The following is a 25,786-nucleotide window of genomic DNA, read 5'->3' as shown; positions in this document are numbered from 1 at the left end:
TCATGATGATTTTCAAATATCGATTATTATTTCGACACATATTTATTTGGATAAGCTAACAACTTCAGTTCCAAAACCAAAGTCTTCACCCCCAGCTTCGGCGTTTGAATCTTCGAGAACATATCGCAAGAATTTTCCGACAACACCTGTTTTGCTTGCACCGCCACCGGTCGGAAATGCGGGGTGCTTGGGGCGTGGATACATCAGGAGTCCATCGTGACCCATGCCGTTGGAGAAGAACCATCCGTGGATCTCAATGACAGCGTACGCTTCGATGACGTAGCCTCCACCTCTGCCTTGACCAGGGGCGAAATCGAATACCGGAAATACAGCTTCAACAGTTCCCCCACTGAGCAGTGTGGTCCGCCATTCCTCAAGAACTTTCAGACAAGCAGCTGTAGTGAGAGTGTCGGTTCCCCCGCCAGTGTTCGAAGGCTCAGGCGTGTCGTCTATGCTCGTAGTTGCAGAACAGCTATCTGAGTCTGGGAACAGCCAGCCGAAGCCTCCTGGAAGTTCTTGACCGGAAGGTGGTCCACAGTTGGTGAGAGTGTCGCCGTGGGCTTGAAGGAACTTCAACTCACCATCGCCGGTAGGTGAAGAATCGATCTCGCAAAAGGAAAAGGCTATTGGGAAAGTGGAAGTCGCGCTCTTCGGAGGTCCCCAAATCGCTGTAGCGGTAGCTCCTACTTTTACCTCGGTAACAGGATTTGGTGAGAGGAAGCGAGCGAACAGCGTGGAAATACTATTGGGAGTGGCACCATGCTCAGAGGCACGAGCTACTACGGTAACTGAATTCTTTTTTCCGGAGACTGTGTAGCCGAACTGTGCAGGCTCTGCGACGGAGACTCCATCATTGGCATTACCGTCCACGAGCTCGCCAAGAATTTCTGGATTGCTACTACAAACGGGCGAACTTGGGTCATTGGCGCATGCTGAAGCTACACCAAGGGCGCCGGCATCCGCACCGTTTTGGAGTTGAGCCTTTTCCCAATAGAACTTGCCAATATCTACTGAGATGGCAGCAAAGCTGAGCAGCACGACCATCAATAGTGCAACCAGCACTGTGGAGTTACCGCGGTCATCGTGGAGGCGTTCGAGTGTCCTCTTTTTTGTCATCCACCGCATCGCATTGCTCCTTGCCCAACAATCTCGTCTGGACTCAGGAACATTGGCCAGCCTGTAAGTGGAACATATTTCATCGTGATGGTCACAAGGGTGGTAGTTCCTGTGCTGCAAGAAGTTGCTGAGACATCGTCTAAGGTGCCCAGGCCCATGAGTGTTGCTGTCGTTTGTGTATTCGCCCCTACGTCGTAGCCGCCCGAATCTGAATGATGAATGGCATATTGGCGAGCGCTTTCACGAGCAATTTGTGTCACTGATAGTTGTTGATTAAAAAAGTTTCCAAACTCGACTATTCCAAGAACTAAAGTCAAGAGGACTGGAAGGATCAAGGCAAATTCGACTGCTGAAGCGCCACGTTGCCTTTCGGTTGCCATGCGTCTACCCTCCCCAAGTGGGTATCGGAGCTGAACTCGATTGATAAGGTGGCGGGTGATCGAGCTGTCGTCGATCACCCGCCGTTGGCGTAGCTAGCTGTTAGCCACGTCTATGCCCATCGCTAGATTGCGATTCAGGGTTACGCTGTTGGCATTCCGTCGGGGTTGCCAATCCGATCGGTGATGTCAGTGAACATGTCACCGATTGCGCCACCGAGCGTGAAAACGATCGCGATGATGACGACGGCAATGCCAGCAACCATGATGCCGTATTCAACGGCGGTTGCTCCCTTTTCATCACGGCGCAGCTTGCCTGCGACAGTGTGGAGACCAATGTAGATGTTTGCGAACAAGGTGTTCATGTTGAAACTCCATTTTCTACGTCAAGAAGGTGCGAAATTTTTTCGCCCCCCAGCGAATCAATCTTGATGAGAAATTATGGAGGAATGAAGTGGTCCCCAAGAATCTAGACCCCATCCGATGCCTACTACTTATGAGTAGCCCCCCCAAGCGGTTCCCCAACCGCTGGCATCTACGTTGGAGTCTAGGAGAGATTTTTGAGTCTGTAAAGGACTCGTGTGAATTGTTTTCTGAAACGGCTTAGCCGGATTTAACACTCGAGTAATTTTCATGCGAAGCGGTTCATGAGTTCAGCTGAAGGCCGCCGGTAATTCTGTAACCCGAGCGCGACATAGCGGGTAACTGCAATCAAGCGCGGGTTCTCGAGCCCAGGGATCCACACGCTGGAAAGCAATCGCGGGTCTATGCGGCATGGCAAGGAACCGAATATCGGTGGCCTTGGCGTTGGTGCCACAACCATCTATGTCTTCCACTGTTTTCTCTGGTGGCTGTTGATCAGCCGGCGCATAATGATGGGGCAAGAAAACCTACACACACCAGAATCCGGAGGGGCGTGCGGTCATGGTTGGCTCTTGGCAGGCGTTGGTTATCGACTGTGAAAACCCTGATATGTTGGCGAATTTCTACGAAGAACTGCTTGGCATGGTTCGAGTGGAGAACGATGATGACTGGGTCGGCATCGGAGACGCTCCGGATAGACCCGCGATTGCTTTCCAGCGTGTGGATCCCTATGTGGCGCCGGAATGGCCAGGACACGTGCATCCGCAACAAGCCCACATCGACGTCAGGGTCAAGGATCTAGACATTGCCGAAAATGAGGTACTTTCGATGGGTGCGACTTCGATGGGTGCAGGGTCCAAAAGCTACCGTGTGTACCTGGACCCGCAGAAGCATCCGTTTTGCTTAGTAAGTTGGTAACCAAGAATCAATGATTACGCGCCGCTACTTGCTGAAGTGAAGTCATCTCATAGTGCATCGACACCGTGCAAGGTTGTCGATGCGGCCCCTTGGTCAATTCAACGAGGGCCTCGTCATGACCTGCGGGGCATGCTGAATCATCGTTGTTTGGCCAATCCCTAGATTTTGACCGAGCAGAGCTTGACTTGCTCGAAGCATATGTTTTTTCACGCCAAGAACAGTGCGTGCGTATTTACACTGGGGATCGGGAGCGAGCTCCCGAAGCTTTCATTCCTGAGCGTTCGAGAAAGCGTGCAGCATTGCAGGACCATTCGCCGCCGATCCTGCTGCAACATGCGATGACTTTCGCTGGAGTATGTGGTTCAGACAGTCGAGTTCCTCGATCCAGCTGACGCTTTGGGTTTGGCTCCTCATTCCACGGCCTGAATAATTATTCCAATAGCCGCCGCTGCGTAGAGAAGCAGCCGCCAGTTCGTCTTGGTGACCTTCGGCGCGTCCTTCACGGCCGTCGTCCTTTCGGCGCTGACCGGTGTTCCCACTGCCTAGGTGCTCGCACGCCGGGACTTCCCGTTCTCTAAGCCGGTCAAGATGCTGTTCCTGCTGCCGGTGCTGCTGCCGCCATTCACCTACGGCATGCCCTGGCCACGATGATGTACAACTTCGGCCTGGGCCGCACGGTGTTGCTGTCACCCTGGTGAACTTGGTGCCGTTCGTGATCCCGACGATGACCCCGTTCATCGAACAGATCAATCAGACCAGCGATAATGCCACTCGCATGTCCGGGGCGAGCATGCGGCGGGTGTTCTCACGCATCCACGCACTGCTGCTGGTGCGCGGAATTCTCTCTGCCGTCATCCTGGTGCTGGTCAGGACCGTGGGCATGTTCGAACTGACCTAACTGATTTCCGGCCCGACCTCGGTCACCCTGGTGGTAGCGATCTACCGCGCCATGACGTACTCAGGCGGCGGCGAGGCCTGGCAGCTGGTTTCCAGCATGGGTGTGCTCTACACCGCGACGATGCTGGTCATCTTGGTGGTGGCGCTGCGGTTCGTAAACCCGACCCAGCTGGTGGCACGGGTGAAGGAGTCCCGCGACGACTGAGCGAACGCCATTGGTCGGGCTGATGCGGGGGTGCCTGCCCGACCAACGGTGCAGTGCCGTGGCGCCACGATGTCGACACATGGAGCGCCTCAGGTGCCGGAGAAGGGTGGGTGCACGCACCGTCCCGACCCCACGAGGCAACCCCTCGTTAAAATCCAAGCAGTGTGTGCAGTGATTTTACGGATTCTCTGCCAAGATGAGTGGAACAAAGAATCGCGCAACTTGGACCTTGGGGAAGGTTTCCAATGTGCGAACGATCGGGGGATGGGAATCATGGGCATGGGGGATGCCAAATCGGTGCATCGCAATGTCGCCGTGTTCATCGACATGGAAAACCTTGTTGGCGGCAAAGCAGTGGGGAGCACCGGGCTGCGGCTTGGTGAGCTGATGAGCGGAATCGAAAGCATTGTGCGGAAAACGGGCGTCGGCTCACGCACCGCCTTGGCTCGCGCCTATGCACATTGGGGAAGCCTTGTGATGGCCGGCTTCCAGCGAGAGATCCTTGAGCTGGGCATCGAGCCGGTTCAGATTTTTTCCTTTGACAAGCAGGTCAAGAACGCTGCCGACATCGAGTTGTGCGTGGATGCCCTTTCGGTCGCGCACGAGTCGCCGTGGATTGACGTGTTTGTGCTTGCCACCGGGGATGGAGGGTTCATTCCCTTGATTCGCAGGCTTCATGCACTGAACAAGTTCGTGATAGTGGTGTCTACCAATGATCCGGAATCCGGCATTGTCAATTCGCTCTTGAAGTCCGTTGCCGATGAATACCACCAAATTCAGATGTCGATGGTGCAGTTGACGGTATCGGAGAAGTTGCTGAAAGCACCCTCATCATCGGCTGCTGCGGTTGTGAAGACGGTTCCCAAAATTCCCAATGTTCCCAAGGCTTCCGCGACGGCTGCGAAGAAGAATTCCATCAAGCAATCCAAGCTCACGGTGGTCCGAACGGATCAGGTTCCGGATCGGAGCAAGCTCTCGGCCGTCATAGAGTTTAGACGTGCCATCTACAAGATCATCGAGCAGGCCCCTGATCTGTTGGTCGATAACAAGGTCAACGCTGCCGCGTTGGGCAGCCGCTTGCGCAGCGAGTACCCGCAACTTGGTTACAAGGCTTGCGGATCCAAGACTCTGACCGAATTCTTGGCGACGTACTGTGCGCTAGAAACCATGGAAACCGGTCCCGCGCAGGCGTCCACCGCGGCTGCCTGTACCACCGTGCAGAATCCTGAGGGAGAGTTGGCAGCCCCGAATGCCATAGCAACCCGGGCACAGAAAGTCGTTTTGGATGCCGTCCGCAGGGAATTCACGGCTGGGTCGTTGGGGCACGAAGTGAAGGTATGCGGTACCGACGGCTTGAATCTCAGCCAGGTGGGAATTCAATTGAGGACCGTCATCGAGGGGTTCACGCCGATTAGCGCTGGTTTCCCGCTACTTCACCAAGTCCTGGACCACGCATTGACTCGCACAGACTACCGTGTCCGTTTCGAAGCAGGCCGTGCAGCCGTGCTGCATGATTCCTATGCCTAAGGGGCCAAAACCGAGGACTTGGCAACTCCAACCGGCCAGATTTACATCGTGCTTCCTGCGTCGCGGTTCGCCAACTCGCACCAACGATTTCGTCCAGAACCTGTCCAAACTTCGAATGAAATGCCACTATTGCTTCATGGATCCGGTTCTGCGGATCCAATAACTTGGGGGAGTTACAACATGGAATCCACGGATATTTGGCTGATTCAGGTTGACGTCGACACTGTGCATGAGCTGATACGCGTTGAAGTCGACACTGTGCACGACCATGCGGAACAAATCGTGCACTCGGAAAACTCCAAGCCGTTTTGGCCGCCGGCAGATCGGTCCGGCGCGGAGCCACAGGTTGGCGACCGCTTGGTGCTCTGGCAGATGGGGGCCGGCGACATCGCCGGTGCTGTCGCACTCGGAACCGTCGCAGAAATAGATATGCGATTTCACGAACGTGATTATCACCGGAAGCGTGTTGATCACCAGAATCTTGAGAAGGATACTCGCCGTCTCTCAGTCCGTATGCACTTCACGCACTGGTTCCGCGACGGTCGAGTGACGAGGGTGGAATTGAAGGAGGACCCGCGCTTCGTCGGATTTGTCATGTTTAAGCCCTATGGCGCCGTAGGCAAGAATCCGTGGACCCTCACCGATGACCAGTGGGACGCAATATCGGAGCGCATGCCGAAATGGGCTTCCGTGGACCATCCCCAGAAGACGTACACCGTCCGGGTGGAATGCGATTTTCAGCTGGATGACCTAGAAGGGCCTGTGGAGAATTTCCGCGGATTGCTCAAGAACAGAGACTTCGACTGGTTCGGTCTGAACGCCACCACAGATGAGCTTCCCCTGCGTGACGAGGATTCCTATTCCATGCAGTCCGTGGAAATCACGGGTGTGGATGAGGCGCATTTGGTCACCTGGACTTCAACGGTGGCTGCCCGTTCGGCACAAGAGGCGGCATACATGGGCCTGGCGAATTTGGCCCACGAAGCCGACGACTCGCCTCTCGAAGATCTCGTCATCAGCGCGAAGCGCTATCCGGTCAGGCTGTAGTTTGCGGGTGTCTTCGCCAAGATAATTTCCGTTATCGGGCCGGTGTCCCACGAACGATTTACGCTCCCGGGACACTCGGCCGATGCGGAGGTGGATTTCATGTTACGAGCGCCAGTGCGCGGATGCCCGGCCCATGGCGTATGCGGGCACCGGGTTGTACGCTAACCACAGGGAATATTGGGCTTGGGGCCGTGGCAACCCGGATGCGGCCGATCGCATTGGTGGGGGAAAATGCAGAACAAGAAGTGGCTGGCGTGGGCGCTCGCCGTCATCGTAGTGCTCGTGGGAGCCTCAATCGCCTTTAACGTTGCCGCGCGCACTCCTGCTGCAACTCAAGTCGTTAGCGAACCCACTCCGAGTACTTCCAACAGTGCTCCCGGATCCGCAGGCTCGGCGAGTCCAAGCGTGACGGTTCCGGGCAGTGAAAGCTCCTCGGCCTCGGCCGCCACAACGGGCCCAGCCTCGCAGCCGGCGGCATCGTCGACCAAGGCACCCACGTCGTCGAAATCACCGAGTACGTCGGCGCCCGGCTCTGCGATCGAATCACCCAAGCTCGAGGTTCCGGCCAGTGCCAAGCCCAGTGCGACCACGTTGCCGAAATCCGTGAAAAAGGCCCCGGTGCTTTCCGGCACGGTGCCCAAGGAAGGGACGGCCAAGGGGAAACTCACCTCGGGATTCCCGACCAAGGCAATGCCGATACCGGAAGGCGCCCACATCGTTGATTCTTCCGTCAGCACGCAGGGGCGAAAAATCCAGGTCGCGGTCAACTACCGCACCTCGTTGGGCGTCGAAGCGGTCCTGAAGTACTACGAGTCCCAGGCCGCCAAGCGGGGCTGGGTCGCCACCCGAGGCACCGCCGCAGACGGAGCCAAGAGCATCACCCTGGGCTTCGGGGACGACACCATGGTTGCCACCGTCCGCACCGCTCCCACGGGTGCCACCACGGTCGCCGCATTCGGTTCCTACGTGGTCGGGAAGTAGCCGACGTGAAACCCAAACGACAGTACATCCTCGCTGCCCTGGTAGTGGTGGCCGTCCTGGTGGCCGGGGGCTTCGCCGTGAACTCCTTCATGGGGTTCCAAGAACGAACCCAGGCCCCCGCCGTAGCGGCGCAACAGAACCCGGAGGGCATCGCCCAGATCCCGCTGGAGGGCGCCGTTGTCTTCCGCGACACCCGAGCCACCGATAACTACGGGAAGGTCGCCTGGGCGCCCCTGGACAGCCCCAACGGGACGCGAACCGACACGGGGCTGTCCTGCGACCGGGTGTACCGCACCGGCGGAATGCTTTCGTGCCTCAGCGCCTTGCGCGGCATGAACACCAGTTACGATTCGACCGTCTACAGCATCGGCGGGCACCTGCTGTCTGAGAGGGCCCTGCCCGGTGAACCCAGCCGCACCCGGGTTTCTCCGACCGGCATGGTCGGGGTCACCGCCTTCATCACCGGCGAATCCTACGACTTCGTCGGCTTCTCCACCGAGACGGTCATTGCCGTTCCCGGCGGCACCAATTATGGAAACCTGCAGGACTTCGACATCCTCGTTGGCGGGACCAAGCTGACCGCCGCGGACCGGAACGTCTGGGGCGTGACCTTTGCCAAGGATGCCCAAACCTTCTATGCGACGGCGGCCTCGGGCAAGCAGACCTGGTTGGTGCAGGGTTCGCTGCGGGACAAGACCCTGACCGCAATCGGCGAGAACGCCGAATGCCCGTCGATCTCCCCGGATGGCAAGCTCATTGCCTACAAGAAGCGCCGGGCGGATTCCGCCCCGGCGCATTGGGACATCGCGGTGCTGGACATCGCCAAGAGGACCGAGACGCTCTACCCGCTCGAGTCGGGTTTTGACGACCAGCTTGAATGGCTGGATGCCGACACGCTGCTCTTTGGCCAGCCGCGGGAAGAGACGCCCGGGGATGCCGACATCTTTTCCCTGGATCTGGTTCCCGGAGCCACCCCGAAGGTGTTCATTGAACATGCGTGGTCGCCCTCCATCCAGCGCTGAGGAGCTGGAAGAAGGGCGACCACTTATCGGATGCCGCCGTAAGGGCCCCAAGCTCCTACGGCCGCGAGTAGATCAGGTCCACGAAGTAGTTGTTGCGCATCGTCGTGGTGGAGGCGGGCATGACGCCTCCCGAACCGTAGCGGTACCTGCCGTTGCTGGTGTTGGCCGTGACGGTCCCGTCGGTAAACGTCTTGGAGAAGAACAGCGCCGTGGTGGAAACATGCCCCCGGGGTGCCAGGTAGGAGACCGTGTAGGTTCCGGCGGGCAGGGCCAGCGGCGTGGCGAAGGTGGCGCTTTGCCATCCGCGGCTGCTTTCACCCGTGAATGTCACCGTGCCGAGCCGTTGCCCGTTGTTGCTCCAGATGCTCCCGGTGTGGGTACCGGTGTTGGTGAGCTCCTTGAAGAACCGCACCCCGCGGGCCGTGATCGGGACCGTGGTGCTGAACCGCAGCCCGACCTCAACGGAGCGGGTGTCCAGCGAGTCCGAGAGCAACGGAAGCGTGGAACCAAACAGGTTCACCTGGGTCGCGGTCGGTGACGGGCTGGGGCTCGGGGTTGGCGTCGGAGTAGGAGTGGGAGTGGGAGTCGGCGTAACGGTTGGCGTTGGTGTCGGAGTCGGAGTGGGGCTCACTGTCGGTGTTGGCGACGGAGCTGGCGTTGCGACGGGGGCTTGCACGGTATTGTAGATGAGGTCAACGAAGTAGTTCGTATCGCCCCAGGTGTTACTCGGAACCGTTCCACCTGATCCGTACACGAAGAGCCCGTTGCTTCCCACGGTGCTCACGGCACCGACGGTGCGCGGCTGCGCAAAGTCACCCGCCGTGTAGGCGTAGCCACCGTTGGGGGCCAAATAGGAGACAACGAACGTCTGGTTGGCAGCAATGCGCACCGGGTTGCTCAGCTGCACCGTCTGCCATCCCGAGGCAGTCTCATTGGTGAAGGTCGCAGTTGCCAGCCGTGTCCCGGTTTCGCTCCAGACCGAGCCCGTATGGATCCCGGTGTTCAGCGATCCCTTGTAGAAGCGGATGGCGGAGACATCAATGTCCTTGCTTGTGTGCAAACGCACTCCCAACTCAACCGAGTCATGGTCTTGCGGGTCCAGGTTGGCAGGAACCTGGGTGCCCAAGAATGTGGTCGGCGAGCCATCGGCACTGGCCGTGTGGAATGACCACACCTGATCTTCGAGCAGCGCCCCGCCGGTGCTGGAAACGTTCTTCAATGAGGCCGTGTAGGCCTGGCCACTGGCCAAGGCCGCAGACGGGGTGAATGTCAAGGTCTTCTTGTCGGTTGAGGTTGTCACGGTACCGGCCACGGATCCCGACGGGCCGGTCAGGGTGTACTGGAACCCTGGTGCCACCGCCTGGTTCAGGACGGTGACGACCTTCGCGGTGGCGGGAACCTCCAGTGCGTCAGGTTGCGGGGACCGGGAGACCACCTGGATGGCCTGGGCTCCGTCAGGAACGAATGCCACGTCAACCAGGTAGTCGGTGCTGGTGCCGTTGTTGGGGTACCCCAGGGAATAGGTGAAGGTGCCGGCGTTGGCATTGGTGTGCAAGGGACCGTAGCTCGTGGGATCCAGGAGCCCGTTGGGTGTCACGGAGTAGGTGCCTTCCGTCGTGTAGGCAACCGTGTATTGGGCATTGGCAAGCACTGCCACTGGTGCGGAGAATGCGGCATATTGCCATCCCGAGGCGCCGTTGTTGGCGAAGTTCACGCTGGCCAGCAGGGTGCCGTTGGACGAGAACAGCTTGCCGGTGTGGGCACCGATGTTCCCCGCATCCTTGTAGAACTCCACTCCGGTGATCTTGCCGCTTTCCGTGGGGACAAAACGCATGCCCAACGTCAGCGGGGTGTTGTCATCGACCAGGCCCGTGGAGGGAACGGCCGAGTCCTGGTACAGCCCGCACGGGCAATCCCCGGCGGCCGCATCGGGCTTCACCATCGTGAAGCTCCAGCTGGTGCCGGTGCTGACGCTGATGCCCTGGGCATCCTGTGCGGACACCGTGGCCGTGTAGCTGGTTCCCGCGGCCAAGGCAGTGGTCGGCGTGAACGTTGCCCGGCGTGACGTGGAGTTGTAGACCGTACTCCCGGCCACCGAAGCGCCCGCCGCGGTCTTCACGGAAATATTCACGGTTCCCGGTTGCACCGGACGGGAGAAGGTCACGGCAATCGCCGTGCCCGCCGGTACGCTCTTGGCCGTGTCGAGCGGGCTGGAATTGTAGGCGCGCAGCGGGGAGGAATCCTGGGATTCAAAGATTGCATCGACGTAGTAGCTGCTTTGCTGGAAGGTGCTGGTTGGCATGGACCCGTTGGTGTCATAGACCCCGGCGGGATTGGCGCCAAAGCCCCCGGCCACGTGCAGCGGGTCCACGGTGATGCCGGAGTAGGCAAAGAGGTAATCCTTGGCCGCATAGTGCCCGCTGGTCGTCGAGTAGGACACCACGTATTCGGTGCCCGCGGTCACGGCAATGGGGGAAGTGAACTTGGCTTCCTGCCAGCCGCTGGATGTTTCGCCGGCGAACGACACCGTGGCCAGGCGCTGGCCATCCATGGACCACACCGACCCGGTGTGCGGGCCGGTGTTGGCCGCGCTCTTGTAGTAGCGGACGCCGGCGACGAACCCGTCGGTGGTCGGGGTGAAGCGCAGCCCCAATTCCACTCCGTACGGATCGCCCGAATCCGGCTGGACCGGGGTGGTCTCCCCGAACACGCTGTACGGGCCCGTGACCGTCAGCGGGATGACCGTCGCGGTGGCCGGGTAGTTTCCGCTGTCGTCGATGCCGCGCACCCACAGGGCCTCGCCGTCGATGCCATGCTGGACGTAGTCAAAGGACCAGTTGGTCGTCCCCTGGGCCGGGTGCCAGTGCGCCCCGGCGTCGGTGGAGTACTCCACCCCGGCCACCACACCGCCACCGGCATCGGCGGCGGTTCCCGAAACGGTGTACTTCTTCCCGTTCTTGGCGCTCGCCGGAGGGGGAGTGGTGATGCTGATGCTGGGTGCTGTCGTATCGGTGGACTTGGCCGCTGCCACGAGCCCCGACATCAGGGTTGTGGGTTGGGCACCCATGTCGGCCAGGAGGTTGACCTGTGCCTGTTGCATGATCGAATCCGCGGGTGCGCCGTCTCCGTCGTGTTCCGCATCGAGTCCCCAGGCCCATTGGATCGAACCGGCGGAAAACACGAGGGCGCCGCTGGCTGCCTTGTACAGGGTCAGGTGGTGCGTGGTGGTGCCCGGTGCCACGAAATTTCCGAAGTCCTGCAGGTATTGCGGTACGGCTCCGGTGGTGGTGGACAGGAACACCTGCCCGGCTGGCCGGAAGCCGTTGTCCGGTGCCTCGTTGGACTCGTACCCGATGGTGTGGGGAGCCAGGGCCCGTTTCGTTCCAGAGGCCAAGGAGGTCAGCGGGGTGTTGCGCCACAGGCGGGTCTTGCCCTCCTGCGCATTGACCGTTACGGGCAGGTCCCCGTCATTGACCATGTAAAGGGTCCCGGTCAGGTTGTTCTCGGGTGCGGCCGCACCCTCGGATGCCGGGGCGAATCGTGGATCGCGGTACGTTCCGGTCCATTCGCTGCTGGGGTCGATCTTGGCGTTGGACCACGTCTCCTTGTAGGTGACCAAAGTGCGGTAGGCCTTCCCGTCGACCGTGGAGGCCTCGTAGCGGGTGCGCCAGTAGCCCTCGTTTCCGGTCAGGAACTGGAGGTTGACTCCGGCATCCCGGGCGGCCTCGATGTTGGAGCGCTGCTGTCCCGACCAATATTCATCATGCCCGACCGACAGGAAGGCATTGTGGTTTGTCAGGAGATTTCCCCGTCGATCTGTATCCACCCCGCTGATGTAGCTGACGTCGTAGCCGTTGCGTTCCAGGAACCTGACGGTGGGGTACTCATTGGCAAAGTAGAAGTCCCGTTGGTGGTTCGCTTCCCGGGTGGCGAACGGCCTGTTGTAGCTGAGCTTGTAGGCGCGCCCGTTGGCCGCGCCCTGGTAGAAGCTTGACCCGCCATAGGTGTTGTAGGCCTGCCACGTTGGGTCGGAGGTCTGGAACACGACATCCGAGTGGCTTGAATCGTCACGAACGATGAAGGTGATGTGGCTGCTTGCATTGATATCGGCCCGGTACAGGTTCGCGACGTAGATTCCTGACACGGCATCGGCAGGAACCGTCCAACTGGCCGAAACCGCCCAGTTGCCGCAGTCGACCAATTCCGTGGCCACGTCGTTGCGGCATTCCGGTTGGGTCTGCGGCAAGCTGGCCGAGGGGGTGACCGACGCTATCTGGCGGGCACCCTTGCCTTGGTACCACCCGGTGCGGAAGATGTCGATCGAATAATTTCGTGCATCCGTATCGATCTTGAAATCGATCTTTTGGCCGATGTTGACACTGATCTCCGTTGCGAATCCCTGGATGGTGTCGGATCCGTACCCATTGATGTCCCAGTTTTCCGGGTCGGTTCCCGGCTTCGAGTTCTCGCAGACAATCTTGTTGGCCCCGGGCGCGCAGGGATCTGCCGCCACCGTGCTGGGAGCCGTGAGAGTGACTGCGACCATGGCCAGTGCACTGGCCAGGGCGAGGTATCGTCGTGATTTTCGGGCTTGGGGCGGTGGAGTGCCCTGTGGATGGTTCGGAGCCGCAAAGATGCGACGGATGGGCCGAAAAAATCCAATTGACGATGCCATCTTCTTTACCCCAAGAATTATGCGCATGCGGTCTTGCCGCACCACGTCCCCAGTCTCACGTATCTGGCTTGAGTGTAGGAGTTTGCCGATTAAGCTAACAAGCGTAATTCATACTCGGATTCGATCCTGCCCCTGCGTGTTTGAGAGAATAAGAGCATGGAACCCCTTGGTAGCAGCTCGGCCCCGGCACAGGGCAAAAAAATCACCATCAATGCCTCAACCCTCTCGTTGGCCGTCATGGTCACGATCTTCCTGGTGGCAGTCGTCTTTGCGGCCAACCAGAACGATGTCATTGGCTGGATCGTCGTGGTGATCTCGCTCGGTTGGCTGTTGCTGTCGGCATTCCTGGTCTTCGGGCTCAAGCGCGGCGCGGCCAAGATGACCAGCCAGCTCAAGGCCGCCACCGCGGCCGCGGCGGCACGCAACCAGCCGAGCCCCTCCGCCGGCGCCGTGGTCATGGACGAGGCCACCCGGAACCGCGACCTGAAGCTTGACCATTCCTTCAAGATCATCCAGGTGCAGGTCGGTGTCGTGAACGAGTACCGTCCCCAGTCCGGCGAGGACGCCAAGGGCATGGTTGACCGCGCCCTGGAAACCATCGAAATCACGGCCTCCAACGCCCGCGACATGATGAAGCCCTCCGGCCGCGGGGAGCCCATGACCGGCGAGGTCATCGACTAGCTTTTCCCTGGCGCCCGCGGCAGGGCGACACCCCCGGCGGTGCCGGGGCGATCCCTTGAACAAATATCGATAAGGTGGATGGCGTGATACCTACCTCAGAAGAGATCCTGGCCAAGTCCGAGAACGCGCTGCGCGTCGCTTCGGTGAACGTCAACGGCATCCGTGCCGCCTACAAGCGCAACATGGCCGACTGGATCGACGCCCGCGACACCGACATCCTCTGCCTGCAGGAGGTGCGAGCGCCGGATGCGATCGTGCGCGAGCTGGTCGGCGAGGGCTGGCACATCCTGCACGCCGAGGCCAAGGACAAGGGCCGCGCCGGGGTCGCAGTGCTTTCGCGCGCCGAGCCGACCGCCGTGCGCGGGCACATCGGCGAGGAATACTTCGCCGAATCCGGGCGCTGGGTGGAAGCGGACTTCACCATGGCGGACGGCAGCACGCTGTGCGTGGTCTCCGCCTACGTGCATTCCGGCGAGCTGAACACCCAGAAGCAGGAAGACAAATACCGTTTCCTTCAGCGCATGAATGTGCGCCTGGTCGAGCTGAAGAGCGAAAAGGACCATGTGCTGGTGGTGGGCGACTTGAACGTCGTGCACACCGAGAAGGACATCAAGAACTGGAAGCCTAACCACAACAAGCGCGCCGGTGTCATGGACGAGGAGATCGCCTACTTCGACGGCTTCTTTGGCGCCGAGATCGGCTACAAGGACGTGGCCCGGGAGCTGGCCGGCCCCGACGCACAGGGCCCCTACACCTGGTGGTCCTTCCGCGGGCAGGCATTCGACAACGACGCCGGGTGGCGTATCGACTACCACATGGCAACCCCGGACCTCACGGCGAAGGCCGTCAAGTCCCACGTGGATCGCGCCTCGGCCTACGATTTGCGCTTCTCCGACCACGCACCGCTGGTCGTCGACTACCAGTTCTAAAGGACTCCTTCATTCCATGAGCGAAGCACTCGCCACTTCCACCCGTCCGCGCGTCCTGTCGGGGATGCAGCCCTCGGCCGATTCCCTGCACCTGGGCAACTACCTCGGCGCGCTGGTCAACTGGGTCAAGGCCCAGGACGACTACGAGGCGTTCTTCTTCATCCCGGACATGCACGCCATCACGGTGCCGCAGGACCCGGCCGAGCTGCGCAAGCGCACCCGCGTCACTGCCGCGCAGTACATTGCCGGGGGCATTGACCTGGCGAAGTCAACGCTCTTCGTCCAGTCCCAGGTCCCCGAGCATGCGCAGCTGGCCTGGGTGTTCAACTGCATCACCGGCTTCGGCGAGGCCAGCCGGATGACCCAGTTCAAGGACAAGAGCTCCAAGGGCGGCGCGGACGTTTCCTCGGTGGGCCTGTTCACCTACCCGGTGCTGATGGCAGCGGACATCCTGCTCTACCAGCCGCAGGGCGTCCCGGTGGGTGATGACCAGCGCCAGCACGTGGAGCTGGCCCGCGACCTGGCCACCCGCTTCAACCACCGCTTCGGCGAGACGTTCGTGGTGCCGGAGGCCTTCATCCAGAGGGAGGGGGCGCGGATCTACGACCTGCAGAACCCGACCTCCAAGATGTCCAAGTCGGCTTCGAGCCCCAACGGCCTGATCAACGTGCTGGACGAGCCCAAGCTGGTGGCCAAGCGGATCAAGTCCGCAGTCACCGATGCCGACACCGTCATCGCCCACGACCGCGCCAACAAGCCGGGGGTGACCAACCTGCTGGAGATCCTCTCGGCCGTGTCCGGGACCCCGATCCCGGCCCTGGTCAACGAGTTCGAGGGCAAGATGTACGGCCACCTGAAGGTGGCGGTGGCCGACGCCGTGGTCGAGGCGCTGACCCCGGTGCGCACCCGGACCCTTGAGCTGCTCGAGGACCCTGCGGAACTGGATTCGATCCTGGCCGCCGGTGCCTACAAGGCCCGCGAGGTCGCCTCGAAGACCCTGGCCGATGTCTACGAGCGCGTCGGCTTCATGGCCCCCGTGGGCGGGATCCGCTAGCAATGGCTGCCGAAGCGGGGGAGAGGGCCGAAAGTGGCGTCGCGCAAGCGACGGCACTGGGGGTCGTCATTGAGATCCCTTCCCCGCTTGAGGCCTCGCTGCGCGGATGGCGCCGGCGCTACGGCGGGGAGGCGGCCGCGGCCGTGGCCCCGCACATCACCCTGGTCTCCGGCTCCACCACCAACTGGAAGACCGCCGTGGAACACGTGCGCAAGGTGGCCGCGCAATGCCCTGCCTTCAAGGTTTCCCTGCGCGGCACCGGCACCTTCCGGCCCATCTCCCCGGTCGTGTTCCTGAACGTGCTCGAGGGGGCCGAGGCCTGCGGGCAACTGCATGACGCACTGGTCGCCGGTCCGCTGCTGCACGAGCTGAGCTACGGCTACCACCCGCACCTGACCATCGCGCACGAGGTTGACGACGACGCCATGGACCTGGCCCAGGAAGAACTCAAGGGCGAGTCCATGGAATTCATGGTTAACAGCATCGGCCTATTTGGCGTTGACGACACCGGGGCCTGGTCGCTGCGCGAGGAGCTGGGACTTGGCGGGCCGACGGGCTGAGGTCGGTCGCGTGCCGGCCTGGGACGCCACCGACGATGTCGAACCTGCCGACCCCGGACCCTCCGGCTACGATCCCGTGGCCGAGGAACGCGGAACCCGCGCGCCCGGAGTGGTGGCCCGCCGCTTTGTCGGCGCACCCGTCACCGCCCCGCCCTCGCCGCTGGATCCGCGCGCGCTGCGTGCCCATATCCGGCTGAAGGCCCAGGAACTCTACGTTGCGCGTGCCACAGGCACGCCCTGGCTGCGCTTCAAGGCCTTCTGCATCCTGCTCACCGCCATGTTATACAGCATCTACCCCATGCGGGTGTGGAACCTGTATGTGCGGCGCCGCGGTCCGCTGCTGGCCGCCGGCGGAGCCTACCGGATGTTCTTCTCCATCGCCGCGATGCTCGTGGCCGGCTTCACCCTCCTGAGCCTGTTTGCCTCCGACAACCCGGTGCTGCGCGACGGGGTGATCGACATGGTCGCCGCCACCACCCCGGGGCTTATCGACACCGGGCACGGGGGACTGGCCACCCCCGACCAGCTCCTGGGTTTCCACAGCTACGGACTGACCCTGGCCATCTCCTTGGTAGCACTGGTCTTCACCTCGCTGGGCTGGCTGGCCGGGCTGCGCGAGGGCATCCGCACGATACTGGGCCTGAAGCGGGACCGGTCCAACCCGGTGCTCTCCAAGCTGCGCGACGCGCTGCTGCTGGTCGTGCTGGCCATAGCCCTGGTCGCCTCCAGCGCCTTGGCCATTGCCTCATCCTCCATGATCGAGACCGTGGCCGGGGTGCTGCACCTCAATGGCTGGTGGACCAATGCGCTGACCCGGGTGGGCTTTGTCGTGGCCATGTTCGCCCTGGACTGCGCCACGGCCTGGGTGCTGCTGCGCGTGGCCTCGCGGGCCAAGATCATTGACGGGGGATTGCGGGCCGGCGTGCTGCTGGCAGGAGGCGGGGCGACGATCCTGCGCTTCCTTTCGGCCATGCTGTTGGCCTCGCTGACCAACAACGCGCTGCTGGCGCCCTTCGCGGTGATTCTGGGACTGTTCCTCTGGTTCAACCTGCTCAGCAACGTGTACCTGCTGGCGGCGTCCATCGTGGCGGTGCGCTCCGCGGACATCCAGCGGATGCTGGCCAGAACCGCCTGACGCGCGGCGCTCCACCGCCTGGGCCGAAAGGCGCCTGCTTCCCTCCGCTCCTTGCGGGCCTCCTGGAGGGCTTCCTCGGCAAGCCAAACCAAGCCCATCCCGTGCTCCCTTGATCCTTGGCCCCATCCCCAACCCTCTTGGAAGCGGGCCACCGGAAGCTGCCAGGCCGCAAAGAGGCCCTTAAAGCACTGTGGTCCGGCTTCCCCGTGGGGAAACCGGACCACAACAGGTCTAGCTGGAAACTAGATGGAGCGGGCCAGGATGGCCTGCTTGACCTCGGCGATGGCCTTGGTCACCTGGATGCCACGCGGGCATGCTTCGGTGCAGTTGAAGGTGGTGCGGCAGCGCCACACGCCTTCCTTGTCGTTCAGGACCTCGAGGCGCATGTCCCCTGCATCGTCGCGCGAGTCGAAGATGAAGCGGTGTGCGTTCACGATGGCCGCCGGGCCGAAGTACTGGCCATCGGTCCAGAAGACCGGGCAGGAAGAGGTGCACGCGGCGCAGAGGATGCACTTGGTGGTGTCCTCGAACTTGGCGTGGTCCTCTGCCGACTGGTAGCGCTCCGCAGCGGGCTCGTGGCCCTTGTTGATGAGGAACGGCATGATCTCGCGGTAGGACTGGAAGAACGGTTCCATGTCGACGATGAGGTCCTTTTCAAGGGGCAGGCCCTTGATGGCTTCAACGGTGATCGGCTTGGAGTGGTCCAGGTCCTTGAGCAGGGTCTTGCAGGCCAGGCGGTTGCGGCCGTTGATGCGCATGGCATCGGAGCCGCAGACGCCGTGGGCGCAGGAACGGCGGAAGGACAGCGAACCGTCGTGGTCCCACTTGACCTTGTGCAGGGCGTCCAGCACGCGGTCGGTGCCGTACATGGTCAGCTCAAAGTCTTCCCAGTAGGCGTCAGCGGTGGTCTCCGGCAGGTACCGGCGAACGCGCAAGGTGATGTTGAACTGCGGAATTTCTCCGCCGCCGCCAACTCCGGGCTTCAGCTCAATCTTCGAGGCTGGTTCGGGAAGTTCCGTGCTCATTAGTACTTACGCTCCATCGGCTGGTAACGGGTGAAGATAACGGGCTTGGTTTCCATGCGGATGCCGGGAATGCCCTCGGTGGTGGCCGTTGCATCGCGGTACGACATCGAGTGCTTCATGAAGTTCTCGTCGTCGCGGTTCGGGAAGTCCTCGCGGTAGTGACCGCCGCGGGATTCCTTGCGGTGCATGGCGGCTGCGGTCATGACCTCGGCCATGTCCAGCAGGAAGCCAAGCTCGATGGCCTCAAGCAGGTCAAGGTTGAAACGCTTGCCCTTGTCCTGGACCGATACGTTCTTGTAGCGCTCGCGCAGTTCCTCGATGACCTCGAGTGCCCGGTTCAGCGAGTCCTTGTCACGGAACACCTGGACGTTGGCGTCCATGATGTCCTGCAGTTCCTTGCGCAGCACCGCGACGCGCTCGGTTCCGGTGGAGTTGATCATGGCATCGATCTGGTCCGTGGTGAACTTCTCCGGATCCTCGGGAAGCTCGACGAACTCGGCGCCCAGGGCGTACTTGGCCGCGGAGATGCCGGCGCGCTTGCCGAACACGTTGATGTCCAGCAGCGAGTTGGTGCCCAGGCGGTTGGAGCCGTGCACCGAGACGCAGGCAACCTCGCCGGCGGCGAAGAGGCCCGGGATCACGGTGTCGTTGTCCTGGAGGACCTCGGCGTCGATGTTGGTCGGGATGCCGCCCATGACGTAGTGCGCGGTCGGGAAGACCGGCACCGGATCGGTGTACGGCTCCACACCCAGGTAGGTGCGGGCGAACTCGGTGATGTCCGGGAGCTTGGCGTCGATGTGCGCCGGCTCCAGGTGCGTCAGGTCGAGTAGCACGTAGTCCTTGTTCGGGCCGCAGCCGCGGCCCTCGCGCACCTCGTTGGCCATCGACCGGGCGACAATGTCACGCGGTGCGAGGTCCTTGATGGTCGGGGCATAGCGCTCCATGAAGCGCTCGCCCTCGGAGTTGCGCAGGATGGCGCCTTCGCCGCGGGCGGCTTCGGAGAGCAGGATGCCCAGGCCGGCCAGGCCGGTCGGGTGGAACTGCACGAATTCCATGTCCTCCAGCGGGATGCCCTTGCGGAACGCAATGCCCATGCCGTCGCCGGTGAGGGTGTGGGCGTTGGAGGTGGTCTTGAAGACCTTGCCGGCGCCGCCGGTTGCGAAGATCACGGACTTGGCCTGGAAGACGTGGAGTTCGCCGGTGGCCAGGTCGTAGGAAACCACGCCTGCAACGCGCTTCTGCTTGTAGGCGGTGCCGTCCTCGCGGAAGGCATCCTCCTCAACCATGAGCATGTCCAGGACGTAGTACTCGTTGTAGAACTCGACGTTGTGCTTGACGCAGTTTTGGTACAGCGTCTGCAGGATCATGTGGCCGGTGCGGTCCGCTGCATAGCAGGCGCGGCGCACGGCGGCCTTGCCGTGGTCGCGGGTGTGGCCGCCGAAGCGACGCTGGTCGATCTTGCCCTCGGGCGTGCGGTTGAACGGCAGGCCCATCTTTTCCAGGTCGAGCACGGCGTCGATGGCCTCCTTGGCCATGACCTCCGCCGCATCCTGGTCAACGAGGTAGTCCCCGCCCTTGACGGTGTCAAAGGTGTGCCATTCCCAGTTGTCTTCTTCTACGTTGGCCAGTGCTGCACACATGCCACCCTGCGCTGCACCGGTGTGCGAACGGGTCGGGTAAAGCTTGGTGAGAACGGCCGTACGTGCGCGCTGGCCGGATTCGATGGCCGCGCGCATGCCTGCGCCGCCAGCTCCGACGATCACGACGTCGTACTTGTGTACCTGCATACCTGATGCTCTCTTTTCTTGAATTCTCTACTTCGGTGAACGGGAACCGAAGACTACTGGCAGACCGAAAGGGTGCTGCCGGGGATGCACGGATCGAAGGTGAAGATCACCAGGGTGCCCAGGACGACAATGACGATGGTCGCGACGTAGAGGATGCCCTTGAGCCACACGCGGGTGGCGGGCTTCTCGGCGTAGTCGTTGATGATGGTGCGCACGCCGTTGGTGCCGTGAAGCATGGCAAGCCAGAGCATTGCCAGGTCCCAGAACATCCAGACCGGGTCGGCCCACTTGCCGGCGACGAAGCCGAAGTCGATGCCCGTGATGCCTTCGCCGAGCATCAGGTTGGCGAAGAGGTGCCCGAAGATCAGCACGATCAGCGCGACGCCGGACAGGCGCATGAAGAGCCATGCGATCATTTCAAAGCTGCCGCGGGACTTGCGCGCGCGGACATACTTCGGGTCGAGCCGTTGGCTGCGTGGTGCAGCGATATCTGCCGACATGGGTTAGTGACCTCCAAAGGCGATAGACAGGTGGCGAATCGAGAATGCCACCATGGTGATGACCCACAGTGCCAAAACGCCCCAAAGCATCTGGCGGTGGTACTTGGTTCCCGACTTCCAGAAGTCCACCAGGATCAGGCGCAGGCCATTGAATGCGTGGAAGACGATGGCGGCGACCAGAGCGGTTTCGCCCAGTGCCATCAGCGGGTTCTTGTAGGTGGACATGACCGCGTCATAGGCGCCGGGGGAAACCCGGACCAGCGACGTGTCGAGCACGTGGACCAAAAGGAATAAGAAAATAACGACACCTGTTACGCGATGCCCTACCCAAGACCACATGCCTTCATGGCCGCGGTAGAGGGTGCCTGACGAAGCCTTCGACACTGAATTAACCTCCATGACTCACAAGGGCGCATGTGTATCYTCCACACAATAAATTGACGCCTTAGTGCGAGCGTTCCTTGCCCGATCTTAGACCACCTTGGACGGGCGTGCCCATTCTTTCCGTGTGCCGTGTGAGTAGGCTCACCGGATGAAAGGGTGGATCGGCTAAACATCCGGGAAATGCGCGAAATACAATAGGTTCCAATGCCCTATTTCATAATCGGCCAACACCGCAATCTTCGGGTTGATCAACTAGCCTTAGTCGGATGAACGCTGAACTCTTGGCACGATTCCACGGGGTCATCCCCGCCGGTGGTGTCGGCACCCGACTCTGGCCGCTCTCGCGTGCCGCGGCCCCGAAATTCCTCCACGACCTGACCGGCTCCGGATCGACCCTGATTCGCGCCACCTATGAGCGGCTCATCCCGCTGGCCGGTGAGAACATCATGGTGGTCACCGGGCGCGCCCACCGCGCGGCGGTGCTGGCCCAACTCCCGGAAATCAGCGACCTGAACCTGGTCCTGGAACCGGACCCGAAAGACTCGGCGGCCGCCATCGGCCTGGCCGCCGCCATCCTCTACCTGCGCAATCCCGAGACCATCATGGGTTCCTTCGCCGCCGACCAGGTGATCGTCCCGGTCGAGGTCTTCCAGGAATCGGTCCGCGAGGCCATCCACACGGCTGCCACCGGCAAGATCGTCACCATCGGCATCCGACCCACCACGCCCTCCACCGGCTTCGGGTACATCCGGGCCGGGGAAAAGCTCCAGGTCTCCGGAGCACCCACGGCGCGCGACGTCGTCGAGTTCGTGGAGAAGCCGAACGAGGACACGGCGCGCCGCTACCTGGCCGACGGCGGCTACCTCTGGAACGCCGGCATGTTCGTCGCCCCGGTGGCCCTGATGCTCAAGCACCTGCAGCGCAGCGAACCGGTGCTCTACGCGGGCCTGATGGAAATCGCCCAGGCCTGGGAAACCGGGGACCGGGTGGATACCATCAACCGCATCTGGCCGACCCTGCCCAAGACCGCCATCGACTACGCCGTGGCCGAGCCTGCCGCGGCCGCCGGCGACGTGGCAGTGATCCCCGGCGTCTTCAACTGGGACGACGTGGGGGACTTCGCAGCCATCGGCCGGCTGAACCCCGCCAGCGAAAAGACCGGCGTCACCGTGGTGGGCGGCAACCCGCGCGTGTACTCGGACAACGCCACCGGCGTGGTGGTCACCGACTCCAAGCGCGTGATCGCCCTGATAGGAATCCACGACGTGGTCGTCGTCGACACCCCCGACGCGCTGCTGGTCACCACCAAGGAGCATGCGCAGTCGGTAAAGGCCACCGTGGAAAAGCTCAAGGAAGAGGGCGTCGTGGACGTCCTGTAGTACCTGCCCCGGCAGCCGCCGGGACATCGATGCCCCGCCCACAGGGACACGCCGGGAACCGAACGCGAAAGCGAAGCGGTTCACGGCAGGTCCCGGCGGGGCATTTTTGTGCCCGAAATTCCCCGGAATGCCGGGTGTTGCCACCATGCCCAACGATGATCACCGGCTGTGGGGAATCTCACCCGCAGGCGTGTGATAGACGCGCCCGGGCGGCTGCACGCGCACAAGTCATTGCTAGGCTCTCGAATCATGAGTGCCGTCAAGTATTCAGATGACCCGTCTATACCCATAAACAACACGGAAAGTGCAATCCCGCCCGACGCGGGGCCCAACCGCATCAACAAGGTCGTGTTCTTCGGCTCCGCCGCCACGATCCTGGCCTTCACCCTCTGGGCCATGATCGACCAGGCCGGTGCCGACGCCGTGATCACCGCGGTGGTCGGCTGGGTCGGGGCGACCTTCGGCTGGTGGTACTCACTGGTCGTGGTGGCCGTGCTGGTGTTCGTCATCTCCATCGCGGTCTCCAAGGTCGGCAAGACCCGGTTGGGCCCGGACCACTCCCGCCCTACCTTCAACCTCTTCACCTGGACGGCCATGCTGTTCGCCGCCGGGATCGGCATAGACCTGATGTTCTTCTCGGTCTCCGAACCCGTCGCCCAGTTCCTGGCCCCGCCCACCGGCGAGGGCTCCAGCGTGGAAGCCGCCCGCCAGGCGCTGGCCTGGACCCTGTTCCACTACGGCATCCTCGGCTGGGGGCTCTATGCCCTGATCGGCCTGGCCCTGGGCTACTTCGCCTACCGCCACAACCTGCCGCTGTCGATCCGCTCGGCGCTCTATCCGATCCTGGGCAAGCGCATCCACGGCCCATTGGGCCACGGCGTGGACATCGCCGCGGTGCTCGGCACCATCTTCGGCATCGCCACCTCGCTGGGCATCGGGGTGGCCCAACTGAACTTYGGCCTGAACTTCATGTTCGGCATCCCCGAGGGCACCTCGGTGCAGATCGCCCTGATCGTCATCGCCGTGGTCATGGCCACCGTCTCGGTGCTCACCGGCGTGGAAAAGGGCATCCGCCGGCTCTCGGAACTCAACGTGATCCTGTGCGTCGCCCTGATGCTCTTCGTGCTCTTCGCCGGCAAGACCCGCTTCCTGCTTGACGGGATCATCCTGAACATCGGGGACACGCTCTCGCGCTTCCCGGGCATGGCCCTGGACACCATGGCCTACGACCGCCCCGACGCATGGCTCAACGGCTGGACCCTGTTCTTCTGGGCCTGGTGGATCGCCTGGGCGCCGTTCGTCGGCCTCTTCCTGGCCCGCATCTCCCGCGGCCGCACCATCCGCCAGTTCGTCACCGGAGTGCTGGTGGTCCCGTTCGCGTTCATCCTGCTGTGGATCTCCATCTTCGGCAACAGCGCCCTGGACCTGGTGATGAACGGCAACGATGCGTTCGGGGACGTCGCCATGAACCAGCCCGAGCGTGCCTTCTACTCGCTGCTCGAGCARTACCCGGCGGTCCCGCTGGTCGCGGCCGTCGCCACCTTCACCGGGCTGCTTTTCTACGTCACCAGCGCCGACTCCGGCGCCCTGGTCATGGCCAACTTCACCTCGCACCTCAAGGACGCCGAATCCGACGGCCCCAAGTGGGTGCGCGTCTTCTGGTCGGTGGCCACCGGCCTGCTGACCTTGGCGATGCTGCTGGTCGGCGGGGTGCCCACGCTGCAGAATGCCACGGTGATCATGGGCCTGCCGTTCTCGGTGGTGCTGGTGTTCATCATGCTGGGGCTCTACAAGGCGCTGCGCGTCGAGCGCGCGCTGGCCGGAAGCTACAAGAACACCCTKCACACCGTGCTTACCTCGCGCACCGGATCGACCGGGATCGACCACCGGCGCGGCTGGCGCCAACGCCTGGCCCGCACCCTGGCCTACCCCGGCCAGCGTGCGGCCCAGCGCTTCATGGAGGAGATCGTAACCCCGGCACTGGAGGAAGTGAACAACGAGTTCGCCAGCTCCGGGGTCGTCGGGGAACTGCACGTCGCCCCGGTGGGCCAGCTGGGCATCAAGTCCGTGGACCTGGTGGTCCCGCACGGGACCGAGCGCCCCTTCAAGTACCAGGTCTATCCGGTCGCGCTCAACGTGCCATCCTATGCACGGGACTCCTCCACGGGGGAGAAGTACTACCGCATGGAGGTCTTCTCCCAGGAGGGCTCCCACGGGTACGACCTCATGGGCTGCACCCGCGAGCAGATCATTTCCGACGTGCTGGACCAGTACGAGGTGCACATGTCCTTCCTGCGTGCGCAGGCCAACACCGACGGTCTGAGCCAGATCGCCGAGACCACGCTGCCCAAGACCGACTGGGACAGCGACTTCGACACCGGGATGATTCCCATGATCAAGACCGGGCCCGTTGCGGGCGCGGAGAAGGAAGAGGAAAACGCATGAGCCAGGCCATCAACGATCCAACAGCGGGCGCCAACGGGTGCGGCCCGGGCACCACCATCTACATCAACGGGGCCTGGGCCCCGGCCGCGGACGGCGGCACCCGGGAGATCACCTGCCCGGGCACCGGCGAGCACGTCGCCACCGTCTCCGAGGGAACCGGCGCCGACTCCGAGCGCGCCATCGCCGCGGCCCGGGCCTCCTTCGACTCCGGGGTGTGGACCTCGGTCCCGGCCCCCCAGCGCGGGGACTTCCTGCTGAGGGTCGCCGCCCGGCTGCTGGAGCGCCAGGAGGAGTTCGCCCGCGCCGAGGCCCTGGACACCGGCAAGCGCATGTACGAGGCACGCCTGGACATCGAGGACATCGCCGCGAGCTTCAGCTACTTCGGCAAGCTCTCCGGCCAGGAACCGGGTCGGGTCGTCGACGCCGGGGACGCCAACGTGGTCTCGCGGATCGTCTACGAACCGGTCGGCGTGGTCTCCATGATCACCCCGTGGAACTACCCGCTGCTGCAGGCCGCCTGGAAGATTGCCCCGGCCCTGGCCGCCGGCTGCTCCTTCATCCTCAAGCCCGCCGAGCTGACCCCCTCCACCGCCATCTTGATGATGGACGTGCTGCAGGAACTGGGACTGCCGGCCGGGGTGGCGAACCTGGTGACCGGCGCCGGGTCCGCGGTCGGCCCGGCCCTGTCCGCGCACCGCGACGTGGACATGGTCTCCTTCACCGGGGGACTGGCCACCGGGCGGGTCATCGCCGCCGCGGCGGCTCGCCGCCGCGGCGGC

24 protein-coding genes are annotated in these 25,786 nt (G+C 62.5%); 15 read left to right on the top strand and 9 right to left on the bottom strand.

The genetic code is table 11. From position 1 onward, the window contains the following. Positions 1-42: 42 nt before the first annotated feature. The 3 genes from BLJ79_RS22550 to BLJ79_RS16760 form a co-directional block, all read right to left on the bottom strand. Positions 43-1,125 carry a pilus assembly protein TadG-related protein gene (locus BLJ79_RS22550; RefSeq protein ID WP_083411393.1) on the bottom strand — a complete coding sequence of 361 codons (1,083 nt, stop codon included), beginning with the start codon at positions 1,123-1,125 and terminating at the stop codon, positions 43-45. Further along, positions 1,113-1,496, bottom strand: coding sequence for a TadE family protein (locus BLJ79_RS22545; RefSeq protein WP_083411392.1), 384 nt, complete (start codon positions 1,494-1,496; stop codon positions 1,113-1,115). The genes BLJ79_RS22550 and BLJ79_RS22545 overlap by 13 nt, the downstream gene beginning before the upstream one ends. A gap of 140 nt (positions 1,497-1,636) precedes the next feature. Continuing rightward, positions 1,637-1,858 carry a Flp family type IVb pilin gene (locus BLJ79_RS16760; protein ID WP_071215919.1) on the bottom strand — a complete coding sequence of 74 codons (222 nt, stop codon included), beginning with the start codon at positions 1,856-1,858 and terminating at the stop codon, positions 1,637-1,639. A gap of 559 nt (positions 1,859-2,417) precedes the next feature. Between BLJ79_RS16760 and BLJ79_RS16755 the strand changes: the two genes are divergently transcribed. The 5 genes from BLJ79_RS16755 (at position 2,418) to BLJ79_RS16740 (ending at position 6,450) form a co-directional block, all read left to right on the top strand. Next, positions 2,418-2,774, top strand: coding sequence for a VOC family protein (locus BLJ79_RS16755; protein WP_071215918.1), 357 nt, complete (start codon positions 2,418-2,420; stop codon positions 2,772-2,774). Between the two features lie 712 nt (positions 2,775-3,486). After that, complete coding sequence (locus tag BLJ79_RS23420; protein WP_175475515.1) at positions 3,487-3,672, top strand: hypothetical protein; 186 nt, start codon at positions 3,487-3,489, stop codon at positions 3,670-3,672. A 51-nt stretch (positions 3,673-3,723) separates the two neighbouring features. After that, positions 3,724-3,876, top strand: a complete 153-nt coding sequence (locus BLJ79_RS23415) for a hypothetical protein (protein WP_175475514.1) — start codon at positions 3,724-3,726, stop codon at positions 3,874-3,876. A gap of 264 nt (positions 3,877-4,140) precedes the next feature. Further along, the gene (locus BLJ79_RS16745; protein ID WP_071215916.1) at positions 4,141-5,403 is read left to right on the top strand and encodes an NYN domain-containing protein; all 1,263 of its coding nucleotides are present in this window, start codon (positions 4,141-4,143) and stop codon (positions 5,401-5,403) included. A gap of 180 nt (positions 5,404-5,583) precedes the next feature. After that, entirely contained in the window at positions 5,584-6,450 is an 867-nt protein-coding gene (locus tag BLJ79_RS16740) for a hypothetical protein (RefSeq protein ID WP_071215915.1), read from the top strand. Positions 6,451-6,782: 332 nt separating this feature from the next. Here BLJ79_RS16740 and BLJ79_RS16735 read toward each other — a convergent pair whose 3' ends face one another. Continuing rightward, positions 6,783-7,040, bottom strand: a complete 258-nt coding sequence (locus tag BLJ79_RS16735; protein ID WP_139194927.1) for a hypothetical protein — start codon at positions 7,038-7,040, stop codon at positions 6,783-6,785. Positions 7,041-7,053: 13 nt separating this feature from the next. Here BLJ79_RS16735 and BLJ79_RS16730 point away from each other — a divergent pair, with 13 nt between their 5' ends. Both BLJ79_RS16730 and BLJ79_RS16725 read left to right on the top strand, forming a co-directional pair. Next, the gene (locus BLJ79_RS16730; RefSeq protein ID WP_139194926.1) at positions 7,054-7,431 is read left to right on the top strand and encodes a hypothetical protein; all 378 of its coding nucleotides are present in this window, start codon (positions 7,054-7,056) and stop codon (positions 7,429-7,431) included. Between the two features lie 5 nt (positions 7,432-7,436). Then, positions 7,437-8,453 carry a TolB-like translocation protein gene (locus tag BLJ79_RS16725; RefSeq protein ID WP_139194925.1) on the top strand — a complete coding sequence of 339 codons (1,017 nt, stop codon included), beginning with the start codon at positions 7,437-7,439 and terminating at the stop codon, positions 8,451-8,453. Positions 8,454-8,508: 55 nt separating this feature from the next. Here BLJ79_RS16725 and BLJ79_RS23010 read toward each other — a convergent pair whose 3' ends face one another. After that, complete coding sequence (locus tag BLJ79_RS23010) at positions 8,509-12,999, bottom strand: DUF4082 domain-containing protein (protein ID WP_071215911.1); 4,491 nt, start codon at positions 12,997-12,999, stop codon at positions 8,509-8,511. A 285-nt stretch (positions 13,000-13,284) separates the two neighbouring features. Here BLJ79_RS23010 and BLJ79_RS16715 point away from each other — a divergent pair, with 285 nt between their 5' ends. From BLJ79_RS16715 to BLJ79_RS16695, 5 genes are all read left to right on the top strand, one after another. Next, the gene (locus tag BLJ79_RS16715) at positions 13,285-13,809 is read left to right on the top strand and encodes a hypothetical protein (protein WP_071215910.1); all 525 of its coding nucleotides are present in this window, start codon (positions 13,285-13,287) and stop codon (positions 13,807-13,809) included. An 83-nt stretch (positions 13,810-13,892) separates the two neighbouring features. Continuing rightward, positions 13,893-14,738, top strand: a complete 846-nt coding sequence (locus BLJ79_RS16710) for an exodeoxyribonuclease III (protein ID WP_175475513.1) — start codon at positions 13,893-13,895, stop codon at positions 14,736-14,738. A 16-nt stretch (positions 14,739-14,754) separates the two neighbouring features. Then, complete coding sequence (trpS, locus tag BLJ79_RS16705) at positions 14,755-15,792, top strand: tryptophan--tRNA ligase (protein ID WP_139194923.1); 1,038 nt, start codon at positions 14,755-14,757, stop codon at positions 15,790-15,792. Between the two features lie 2 nt (positions 15,793-15,794). Next, positions 15,795-16,352, top strand: a complete 558-nt coding sequence (locus tag BLJ79_RS16700; protein WP_071215909.1) for a 2'-5' RNA ligase family protein — start codon at positions 15,795-15,797, stop codon at positions 16,350-16,352. A gap of 10 nt (positions 16,353-16,362) precedes the next feature. Then, positions 16,363-17,487, top strand: a complete 1,125-nt coding sequence (locus BLJ79_RS16695; RefSeq protein WP_139194922.1) for a YihY/virulence factor BrkB family protein — start codon at positions 16,363-16,365, stop codon at positions 17,485-17,487. Positions 17,488-17,729: 242 nt separating this feature from the next. On the opposite strand, the gene BLJ79_RS16690 is transcribed toward BLJ79_RS16695, so the two are convergent. Genes BLJ79_RS16690 through sdhC form a run of 4 tightly spaced genes read right to left on the bottom strand, consistent with a single transcriptional unit; the run spans position 17,730 to position 21,198 of the window. After that, positions 17,730-18,512 (bottom strand): succinate dehydrogenase iron-sulfur subunit, encoded by a 783-nt coding sequence (locus BLJ79_RS16690; RefSeq protein ID WP_071215908.1) that lies wholly within the window; start codon positions 18,510-18,512, stop codon positions 17,730-17,732. Next, on the bottom strand, positions 18,512-20,299 hold the full coding sequence (gene sdhA, locus BLJ79_RS16685) for a succinate dehydrogenase flavoprotein subunit (protein WP_071215907.1): 1,788 nt from the start codon (positions 20,297-20,299) through the stop codon (positions 18,512-18,514). Before sdhA ends, BLJ79_RS16690 begins: the two co-directional genes overlap by 1 nt. 53 nt (positions 20,300-20,352) lie before the next feature. Further along, positions 20,353-20,799, bottom strand: a complete 447-nt coding sequence (locus tag BLJ79_RS16680; RefSeq protein WP_071215906.1) for a succinate dehydrogenase hydrophobic membrane anchor subunit — start codon at positions 20,797-20,799, stop codon at positions 20,353-20,355. Positions 20,800-20,802: 3 nt separating this feature from the next. Further along, positions 20,803-21,198 carry a succinate dehydrogenase, cytochrome b556 subunit gene (sdhC, locus tag BLJ79_RS16675; protein ID WP_083411388.1) on the bottom strand — a complete coding sequence of 132 codons (396 nt, stop codon included), beginning with the start codon at positions 21,196-21,198 and terminating at the stop codon, positions 20,803-20,805. 251 nt (positions 21,199-21,449) lie between these two features. Here sdhC and BLJ79_RS16670 point away from each other — a divergent pair, with 251 nt between their 5' ends. The 3 genes from BLJ79_RS16670 to BLJ79_RS16660 form a co-directional block, all read left to right on the top strand. After that, positions 21,450-22,562, top strand: a complete 1,113-nt coding sequence (locus BLJ79_RS16670; RefSeq protein ID WP_071215904.1) for a mannose-1-phosphate guanylyltransferase — start codon at positions 21,450-21,452, stop codon at positions 22,560-22,562. 249 nt (positions 22,563-22,811) lie between these two features. Then, a complete protein-coding gene (gene betT, locus BLJ79_RS16665) occupies positions 22,812-25,007 on the top strand; it encodes a choline BCCT transporter BetT (RefSeq protein ID WP_083411387.1) in 2,196 nt (731 codons plus the stop codon). Beyond that, on the top strand, positions 25,004-25,786 hold a 783-nt coding region (locus BLJ79_RS16660; protein WP_139194921.1), incomplete at its 3' end, for an aldehyde dehydrogenase family protein. The genes betT and BLJ79_RS16660, both read left to right, overlap by 4 nt.

Origin of the sequence: Arthrobacter sp. UCD-GKA, from assembly GCF_001863355.1 — a bacterium.
Classification (GTDB): domain Bacteria; phylum Actinomycetota; class Actinomycetes; order Actinomycetales; family Micrococcaceae; genus Paeniglutamicibacter.
This window is presented reverse-complemented; position numbering and strand designations above follow the sequence as displayed.

Coding starts and splice junctions, on each gene's coding strand:
- BLJ79_RS22550 (WP_083411393.1), bottom strand. CDS start 1,125: ATGCGGTGGATGACAAAAAAGAGGACACTCGAACGCCTCCACGATGAC.
- BLJ79_RS22545 (WP_083411392.1), bottom strand. CDS start 1,496: ATGGCAACCGAAAGGCAACGTGGCGCTTCAGCAGTCGAATTTGCCTTG.
- BLJ79_RS16760 (WP_071215919.1), bottom strand. CDS start 1,858: ATGAACACCTTGTTCGCAAACATCTACATTGGTCTCCACACTGTCGCA.
- BLJ79_RS16755 (WP_071215918.1), top strand. CDS start 2,418: ATGGTTGGCTCTTGGCAGGCGTTGGTTATCGACTGTGAAAACCCTGAT.
- BLJ79_RS23415 (WP_175475514.1), top strand. CDS start 3,724: ATGACGTACTCAGGCGGCGGCGAGGCCTGGCAGCTGGTTTCCAGCATG.
- BLJ79_RS16745 (WP_071215916.1), top strand. CDS start 4,141: ATGGGAATCATGGGCATGGGGGATGCCAAATCGGTGCATCGCAATGTC.
- BLJ79_RS16740 (WP_071215915.1), top strand. CDS start 5,584: ATGGAATCCACGGATATTTGGCTGATTCAGGTTGACGTCGACACTGTG.
- BLJ79_RS23010 (WP_071215911.1), bottom strand. CDS start 12,999: ATGGTCGCAGTCACTCTCACGGCTCCCAGCACGGTGGCGGCAGATCCC.
- BLJ79_RS16715 (WP_071215910.1), top strand. CDS start 13,285: ATGGAACCCCTTGGTAGCAGCTCGGCCCCGGCACAGGGCAAAAAAATC.
- trpS (WP_139194923.1), top strand. CDS start 14,755: ATGAGCGAAGCACTCGCCACTTCCACCCGTCCGCGCGTCCTGTCGGGG.
- BLJ79_RS16700 (WP_071215909.1), top strand. CDS start 15,795: ATGGCTGCCGAAGCGGGGGAGAGGGCCGAAAGTGGCGTCGCGCAAGCG.
- BLJ79_RS16690 (WP_071215908.1), bottom strand. CDS start 18,512: ATGAGCACGGAACTTCCCGAACCAGCCTCGAAGATTGAGCTGAAGCCC.
- sdhA (WP_071215907.1), bottom strand. CDS start 20,299: ATGCAGGTACACAAGTACGACGTCGTGATCGTCGGAGCTGGCGGCGCA.
- BLJ79_RS16680 (WP_071215906.1), bottom strand. CDS start 20,799: ATGTCGGCAGATATCGCTGCACCACGCAGCCAACGGCTCGACCCGAAG.
- sdhC (WP_083411388.1), bottom strand. CDS start 21,198: ATGGAGGTTAATTCAGTGTCGAAGGCTTCGTCAGGCACCCTCTACCGC.
- BLJ79_RS16670 (WP_071215904.1), top strand. CDS start 21,450: ATGAACGCTGAACTCTTGGCACGATTCCACGGGGTCATCCCCGCCGGT.